We start from the raw sequence: 7,550 nt of genomic DNA on the forward strand, positions 1-7,550 counted from the left end.
GGAAAATCATCTTTTAGTCATAACTAATGCGCTCCCGGATACCACCACTAGCTCGATGTATAATCACATCTGCTTTACGGCGTTTAGCAATGGTTTTGGCTTTGTTTATGGCAGTGCTTTGTTTCCTGTGTTTAGAAGTGATACGCTTGTTACCTTCACGTCGCACCGCCCACCCTTCATCGTATGGAACCACGTGTTGATGCCATGTTCTAGTTGTTTTTTTTGAGCTTTTAAAATAAGCCTCTACAAGTTCCTTAATAATTTGAAGCCAAGAGTGTGAGTCGCTTTGTTTTGCCATAGATAACATTTTGCCATCTCAATATAATGCTTTTAAATAAAATGGAATAAAAGAGCGAAATTTGCGGAATTGTAAGTTGGAGTTTGAAAAAAACAAACAAAATTGATGCTTTTTAAACTCTTTCTAGTAAAATCGTGTACTGAGTTGAGTACTCTGATTTATAATAATTCTTGCTCTTATTATAGAAATTAATGATTTTGAACATAATTATCATAGTTAACAGCTTTTAAAAGCTATATTTTTTTCCAATGCATAAAAATCACATTTTCCTACCTTTGAAACCTTATGAACGAATATTTTAAATCTATTATTTTACAGAAAACGAATGCTTCCTCTTTAGTTGAAAAAGAAACTATACAGGAACTATGGAGTGGTTATGGTAAAATAATACGTGTTGCCTTAGAAAATACACCTATAGAAAGTGTTGTTGTTAAACATATTCAATTATCTAGTGGGAATACCCACCCTAGAGGATGGAACTCTGATATTGGTCATCAAAGAAAACTGAAATCTTATGAAGTAGAAACCACTTGGTATAAGTTATATAGTAAACACAGTTTAGCACGTTTACCAAAGTGTTTTGCTATTGAAAGTAAGGGTGATGAAACACTGATAGTTCTTGAAGATTTAGATATGGCAGGTTTCCCATTACGAAAGCAAAAGGTAACATGGAAAGATATAGAGACTTGTTTAAAATGGTTAGCACAATTCCATGCCAGCTATTTAGGGAAAGTTCCTGACGGCCTTTGGGAAGTTGGCACCTATTGGCATTTGGAAACTAGACCTCAAGAACTAGAGGTTTTAGAAGATGAACCTTTGAAAAATGCTGCTGCAGCTATTAACAACAAACTGAATAACTGCAACTTTAAAGCGTTTGTTCATGGCGATGCAAAATTGGCCAACTTTTGTTTTTCAGAAAGCGGACAAGTTGCTGGCGTAGATTTTCAATATGTAGGCGGTGGATGTGGTATGAAAGACGTTTCGTATTTTATTGGAAGTTGCCTTAATGAAAGGGATTGTGAACGTTTAGAATCAAAACTCCTAGACACATACTTTGCCTATTTACACCAAGCACTCGGTGAACGGAATGTAGCCCTTGAAAACGAATGGCGCCCCTTATATCGAGTGGCCTGGGCAGATTTTCATCGGTTTTTAAAGGGTTGGAGCCCCAGCCATTGGAAAATTAATAGTTACAGTGAAAGAATAACTTCTGAAGTCATTAAAAATCTATAAAAATGGACTTAAAACATTTGACAAATATTGCCATTGAAGCAGCACTTTCAGCTGGAAAAACCATTCAAAAGCATTTAAATGATAACATTGTTGTAGAAAAAAAAGAAGGAGGTTCTAACTATGCGTCTCAAGTTGTAACAAAAGTAGATCGCGAATGTGAACGTATCATTTTATCGTATTTAAAGCCCACGTGTAAAGCGCATGATATTGGTTTACTTTCCGAAGAAACAGAAGATGATGAAAGCCGATTTAAAAAGGAGTACTTTTGGTGTATAGACCCTTTAGATGGCACACTAGCTTTTATTAATAAACAACCTGGGTTTTCTGTGTCTATTGCTTTAATTGCCAAAGATGGAACACCAGTAATAGGGGTTGTATTCGACCCTAGCACTAAAATATTATACCATGCGATAAAAGGACATGGTGCATATAAAAATAAAAGTCCTTGGAACATTCAAAACACCAACGACTATTTAACTTACGTTACCGATAAAAAGTTAAGGGATACTCCAAAATCTACTGAAATACAAGACATACTCAATAAACACAAAACTGACTTAGGCCTAAAATATATTAAGGAAATTTCAGGAGCAGGTGCCGTACTAAGTGCTATTATAGTTATAGAAAACGGACCCGCATGTTTTTTAAAACTCCCTAAAAAAGACCTTGGAGGCGGTAGTATTTGGGACTTTGCTGCTACAGCATGTATTTTCCAAGAATTAGGTTTAACTGCCACTCATTTTAATGGTGAAACTTTAGAATTAAATAAAAAAGCTGACACTTTCATGAACCATAAAGGGGTTTACTATTCCAACTTAACTTTATAAAACTAAAAAAAAATTACCTAAGCCAATCAAAGACACCTTCCATATCAGAGTTTTGATAAAAAATCAGTTAGTGTTTAACTTTTCAATTATTTACAAATAATCATTTGACTTTTTCAAGCCTTAATTTCGGCAAAACTACCTTATACTCTTTATCATCATTCTTATCATACCAATCACACACACGCTAGGTAATCCTATTATTTTGTTTATCTAAAGTATTAACAATGAAATTAAAATTCAATTCTATTCATTTATTTATTGGACAAACTATATTGCAGAAAAAGTCCTACTAAAACAATTTAGTTTTTTGATTCATTGTATAATTCTCCATTTCCTTAACACAACAACAATTTAAAATCATAGAGAATTCCCTCGACACATTATAAGAATTTTATTATATTGCATGAAAACTAACCTAAAATAATAACAGTGGAAATTTTATTAAAAATACATCGTTATCCCACCTTAATGGAATATTATGATGCATTTAATAATCCATATAAATAAGTTGGCGTTAATTTGAAATGAAGTACTTAAAGACAAACATATTACTGCTTTTAATGTTTATCCCGTTCATTATGTTTGGACAGGAAAAAGACGGAGAATGTGTGGAATATGAACCGATTGAAATGTATAATCTGAGAAAAGCAATAATTAAAAAACAGAATTTAGACGTTTGGCCAAGTATTGTGGAAATTAAAAATCTAACGGAATTGAATTCTAAAAGAAAAGACTCTCTGATTTTATTCATTGCAGAAACCGATAATGGAGACAAATTACGAATGACAAATTCATCGGACTTGAGCAAGTTTGCGGAAATAGATTATAATGATGATTGCAAACAAGACGGAACAATTTTGACTGACTTGAAGTTGGGAAAAATAAATCTGACTGAAATGAAAGCGGAAATATTTTGTCGGAAAAAGAAATACACTGAACTGAAAATCAAAAACTAACGCCAACAATGTATAACCGCAATTACGGCGGATTCGACTGCGTCCGAATCCACTCGGAATTGCTAACACCAGTGCTTAACCGAAAATCATTAACTTTAAACCCGTAACTGACGGTTATACGAGACCGTTACCCAACATTAAAAAAACAAACTTTGAGTACTAAATTAAAACTTTCGGCATTTTTCCTTTTTGGGTTTTTCTTTTTTAGAATAACAGGTCCAATACTGACTGGAAAAATGAAAGATTTTCACATAAAAAACAATCCTAAATTAGTTGAAAGAGCACCTTGGATTTTTAAAATTTTCGATATTTTCTACAGAGGTGCAGCTATCATGTGTTTAGTTTTCATTGTAATGATTTGGATTGGATTTGTAGCTTTACCGAATGAATAATGTTTTGGACTAAAAAGAAAAAACGGATTGAAAAAATAGAACTGACCGAAAACGGATTTCAAGTCCATTACGATGACAAAATTACTCAATTCCAATGGTCAGAGATTGAAAAACTGACTGGTTTTAAAGTTGACCGATTAACAACAGATAATATTTGTTTAAAAATTGAGTCTAAGACTAAAACAGTGTATGCGACAGAAGAATTCCAAGGTTGGCGGAATTTTATAGATAAAATGATTAATGAATTTCCGCAAGTTGACAAAATTTGGGAAGGAATTATTGCAAAGCCTGCGTTCAAAAGAAATGAAACTGAATTGTATAACCGAAATAAAAACGTTGGGTAACACCGTATAAAAAAAATTGCTAGTTTTAGCTAAACCAAAGTTAGTTGCTCGTTTGCTTGCTTCTGATTTTCCTTCGGAAAATCCTCGCACTCAAACACGCAACTTTCCTTATACATAAACGTTGGCAATAATTTAAAACTCACGTCCTGAAACAACAATTATTTGAAATAACGACAGAAGACAAGGAAAGAATAGCACTTTGGAGATTTAATAGCGAATTCAAATCTGAAAAGCATATTTTTTTGACTCACGGAACTTTTTCTAATAGAAAAATATGTTCTGGAATTGCGGAATATTTAACAGAACAAGGATTTACTTGTTGGTTAATGGAATGGCGAAATCACGGAGAGAGTTCAAAAGTTCAAAAGGATTTTGATTTTGAGACAATTGCAAAATATGACCTCAAATCCGTATTTGAGTTTCTATTCAAAGACAGAAATATTAATAATATAGATTGTTTAGCTCATAGTGGTGGTGGAATTGCACTAACGATGTTTTTAATCAACAATCCAAATTATCAACCAAAAATTAACAGCATTACATTATTTGGAGTGCAAGCTTTCGGAGCTGGAACTGAATTTAATAATCGAATGAAAATTTTGGCGAGTAAATATTTGACAGCTTTGTTAGGAGTTGTTCCGGCTAAAACAGCTGGCTCAACTGAACATAGTGAAAGCTATCACACGATGAAACAATGGTTCAATTGGAATTTAAAACAGAACTTCATAGGGGAAAACGGATTTGACTATTTGAGCGAAATGAAAAAAATAAAAATTCCGATTTTATCAATATGTGCGAGTGGAGATAAATTTATCGCACCAAAAGTCGGTTGCGAGAAATATCTAAATGCCTTTGAAAATTCGGAAAACCAATTGATTTATCTATCAAAAGAAAATGGAAATCTAGAAAATTACAATCATAGCAGAATTTTAAAATCACAGAATTCAAAGAAAGAAATCTGGCCGATTGTAACTGAATGGATTAATAAAAAAACTATTGCCAACAATGTATAACCGCAATTACGGCGGATTCGACTACGTCCGAATCCACTCGGAATTGCGAGCGTCAGTGCTTAATCGAAAATTAGTAACTTAAAAACCGTAACTGACGGTTATACGAGACCGTTGTGTTTAATTTAAAACAACCGACACATGAGTAAAGACGAGAAGATAAAGCCGAATTTATTACATCGGATTAAATTTTGGTTTAAATTGAATTTTGGTAAAAAAGACAAGCCTTATTCCGTAAAAAGTATTGACCCACTGAATAAGGCAAGGGCGATGGACAAGATATTAGAACTGTGTATTAAATATAAAGTACGTCAAGAAAAAACAATTGATTTTTATAAAGTAGAGGGAATATTATGTGATGAATTAGACTTACATTCTTGGGAATCTGAACTTTTGTTAGATATTATGGCTGACCAAGAATATATAAAAGAAGATTATAAAGAAAATAGGGATATTGAAAAAATATACATCACCCCAAAAGGAATTGAAAAATATATTAACGGTGGGTTTGCTCTTGAAACTAAAAGAAAAATAAGAGAAAGAAAATTGATAAGAGCAGGACAATACTTATCAATAGTAATTGGAATTTACTATACCGCCACATTGATAAAAGAGTTTCTCGGAGTGACACCCGAATCACTGTATTACCTAATTTGTAAGACATGTAATTTTCTAAAATAACTGACCAACCGACAACCATAGAAATAAATTCAATTAACGCATAAACTAATAAGACACCAATTACAAAAAGCATCTGAATAAAAACTAAACACAACATCGTATAAAATTAATGCGCTGTTGCAAATTAACGATTAGCGACCTTATTTTTTGGTTGGCGCACTAATCTTATACCAACCGTTGGCAAACATTTAAGAAAAACATAATGTTAAGAATATCATATCAATTACTAGAAACTGAATTAGTTCACTTTAACATCGAGGATATTGGAGTGGACACAACTGAAAAAGACACTATTGTTGACTTTCGACCATCAATTCACGACGGATTTTCAAAAAATGAAAACTTCATTGAATTTACAATAAACTCAAAGGTTTTCTTGAAAAACGAAGTTTGCTCAATAACAACATCTTCTCGTTTCAGAACAGAATCAAATATGAACTTTCTTGACAACCTAAAAAACAAAGAAGTCATTGACTTTATTGCTAGACTAGGTATGATTTCTAATTCTCACTTAATGGGTATGTTTAGAGTTAAAAGTTATGGGACTAATTTTAGTGATTTCTGTATTCCCATTAGAGACATGAGTGAAATTACTGAATTGCTCAATAGAGAAATCAAGTAACGCAACATCACTTTGACTTTGACAATATTTAAACTCAAAACTAACCATTAAATAAAAACGATTTGCCAACATTGTATAAAATTAATTGCTTGGTACTCGCCTACTTACGAAAATCCTCGCGGATTTTCTACTAGGTCTATACTTGTTAAATTGCGTTCTTAACCAACGCAACTAATATTATACGTAGCCGTTGGCTGTAATTTGGACAATGGCACGGAATTTGATTAATTGTTAATAAAAGTGCAAAACTTTTTGCATACAAATATATTTGTTATATTTGTAACATATAATGTCCATCGAGCGGATTTGTCACCTTAAGACTTTGTTTTTTTCTTAAGGAAGTATAGCGACAAATACTGACTTTGGACTTTTTTTTTACTTATAAAATATGAAAACAGCTATTTTAATTGATGGAGGATTCTTCTTGAGAAGATACAAGTTTATTAGAGGATTTGAAAGAACAGATGAACCTGAAATTGTAGCGAAAAATCTTGTATCTTACTGTTTTAGACATATCCAGAAAGTTAATAGATACAGAAGCAGATATGGACTTCCACCAACAGAGCTTTATAGAATTTTCTATTATGACGCAAAACCATTCGATGGTGATTCTCAAAAACCAATAAGCGGAAGGTCATTCAGTTTTAAAAATACAGACCAATACAAATTTAGAAATAGACTTTTTACAACCTTAAAGCAACAAAGAAAGATTGCTTTAAGACTTGGATTCCTTAAAAATAGTTCTCGTCTTTGGACAATCAATGAAAGGCATACAAAACCACTTCTTAATGGGACAATTCAGCTTTCCGACTTAACAGATGATGATTTAAAATATCCCTTAAACCAAAAGGCTGTTGATATGAAAGTTGGATTAGATATTGCAACTTTAGCTTTTAAAGAAAGAGTTGACCAAATAATCCTTATCGCAGGCGATAGCGATTTTGTTCCTGCTGCAAAATTCGCTCGAAAAGAAGGTGTTGATTTCATTTTAGACCCAATGATGAATAATATTGACCCAAGTTTACACGAGCATATCGATGGATTAATGTCTATAAAAAATATGTCTCGAAGAGATAATTCATCGGAAACTGATAGATAAAAAACTACAGCCAACAAAGAACTGAGTTAAAAAACAAGCAATTTTAAGCTAATTTAGAAACAAAGTTCTCATCATAGGGCAATCCGCT

10 protein-coding genes are annotated in these 7,550 nt (G+C 32.6%); 9 read left to right on the top strand and 1 reads right to left on the bottom strand.

Features of this window, described 5'->3' with window-relative positions:
* Positions 1-13: 13 nt before the first annotated feature.
* A complete protein-coding gene (locus RNZ47_RS09075) occupies positions 14-298 on the bottom strand; it encodes a DUF2188 domain-containing protein (RefSeq protein ID WP_311939023.1) in 285 nt (94 codons plus the stop codon).
* Between the two features lie 285 nt (positions 299-583).
* Between RNZ47_RS09075 and RNZ47_RS09080 the strand changes: the two genes are divergently transcribed.
* The 9 genes from RNZ47_RS09080 (at position 584) to RNZ47_RS09120 (ending at position 7,462) form a co-directional block, all read left to right on the top strand.
* The gene (locus RNZ47_RS09080) at positions 584-1,531 is read left to right on the top strand and encodes an oxidoreductase family protein (protein WP_311939025.1); all 948 of its coding nucleotides are present in this window, start codon (positions 584-586) and stop codon (positions 1,529-1,531) included.
* Positions 1,532-1,533: 2 nt separating this feature from the next.
* Positions 1,534-2,358: a 3'(2'),5'-bisphosphate nucleotidase CysQ family protein gene (locus RNZ47_RS09085; protein WP_311939028.1), complete on the top strand. Its 825-nt coding sequence runs from the start codon at positions 1,534-1,536 to the stop codon at positions 2,356-2,358.
* A gap of 578 nt (positions 2,359-2,936) precedes the next feature.
* A complete protein-coding gene (locus RNZ47_RS09090; RefSeq protein WP_311939030.1) occupies positions 2,937-3,314 on the top strand; it encodes a hypothetical protein in 378 nt (125 codons plus the stop codon).
* Between the two features lie 152 nt (positions 3,315-3,466).
* On the top strand, positions 3,467-3,706 hold the full coding sequence (locus tag RNZ47_RS09095) for a hypothetical protein (protein WP_311939032.1): 240 nt from the start codon (positions 3,467-3,469) through the stop codon (positions 3,704-3,706).
* The gene (locus tag RNZ47_RS09100) at positions 3,706-4,050 is read left to right on the top strand and encodes a hypothetical protein (protein WP_311939034.1); all 345 of its coding nucleotides are present in this window, start codon (positions 3,706-3,708) and stop codon (positions 4,048-4,050) included. The genes RNZ47_RS09095 and RNZ47_RS09100 overlap by 1 nt, the downstream gene beginning before the upstream one ends.
* Positions 4,051-4,217: 167 nt before the next feature.
* Positions 4,218-5,063 carry an alpha/beta fold hydrolase gene (locus RNZ47_RS09105; protein ID WP_311939067.1) on the top strand — a complete coding sequence of 282 codons (846 nt, stop codon included), beginning with the start codon at positions 4,218-4,220 and terminating at the stop codon, positions 5,061-5,063.
* Positions 5,064-5,201: 138 nt separating this feature from the next.
* On the top strand, positions 5,202-5,741 hold the full coding sequence (locus RNZ47_RS09110) for a hypothetical protein (protein WP_311939036.1): 540 nt from the start codon (positions 5,202-5,204) through the stop codon (positions 5,739-5,741).
* A gap of 202 nt (positions 5,742-5,943) precedes the next feature.
* Positions 5,944-6,363: a hypothetical protein gene (locus RNZ47_RS09115; RefSeq protein WP_311939037.1), complete on the top strand. Its 420-nt coding sequence runs from the start codon at positions 5,944-5,946 to the stop codon at positions 6,361-6,363.
* Between the two features lie 388 nt (positions 6,364-6,751).
* Positions 6,752-7,462 carry an NYN domain-containing protein gene (locus RNZ47_RS09120; protein WP_311939038.1) on the top strand — a complete coding sequence of 237 codons (711 nt, stop codon included), beginning with the start codon at positions 6,752-6,754 and terminating at the stop codon, positions 7,460-7,462.
* Positions 7,463-7,550 lie beyond the last annotated feature (88 nt).

The organism is Hwangdonia seohaensis, from assembly GCF_031932625.1.
Taxonomy (GTDB): domain Bacteria; phylum Bacteroidota; class Bacteroidia; order Flavobacteriales; family Flavobacteriaceae; genus Hwangdonia; species Hwangdonia seohaensis.

Excerpts from the sequence above, each read along its gene's own strand:
- RNZ47_RS09100 (WP_311939034.1), top strand. The coding sequence starts at position 3,706 with ATGTTTTGGACTAAAAAGAAAAAACGGATTGAAAAAATAGAACTGACC.
- RNZ47_RS09075 (WP_311939023.1), bottom strand. The coding sequence starts at position 298 with ATGGCAAAACAAAGCGACTCACACTCTTGGCTTCAAATTATTAAGGAA.
- RNZ47_RS09090 (WP_311939030.1), top strand. The coding sequence starts at position 2,937 with ATGTTTGGACAGGAAAAAGACGGAGAATGTGTGGAATATGAACCGATT.
- RNZ47_RS09120 (WP_311939038.1), top strand. The coding sequence starts at position 6,752 with ATGAAAACAGCTATTTTAATTGATGGAGGATTCTTCTTGAGAAGATAC.
- RNZ47_RS09085 (WP_311939028.1), top strand. The coding sequence starts at position 1,534 with ATGGACTTAAAACATTTGACAAATATTGCCATTGAAGCAGCACTTTCA.
- RNZ47_RS09115 (WP_311939037.1), top strand. The coding sequence starts at position 5,944 with ATGTTAAGAATATCATATCAATTACTAGAAACTGAATTAGTTCACTTT.
- RNZ47_RS09080 (WP_311939025.1), top strand. The coding sequence starts at position 584 with ATGAACGAATATTTTAAATCTATTATTTTACAGAAAACGAATGCTTCC.
- RNZ47_RS09110 (WP_311939036.1), top strand. The coding sequence starts at position 5,202 with ATGAGTAAAGACGAGAAGATAAAGCCGAATTTATTACATCGGATTAAA.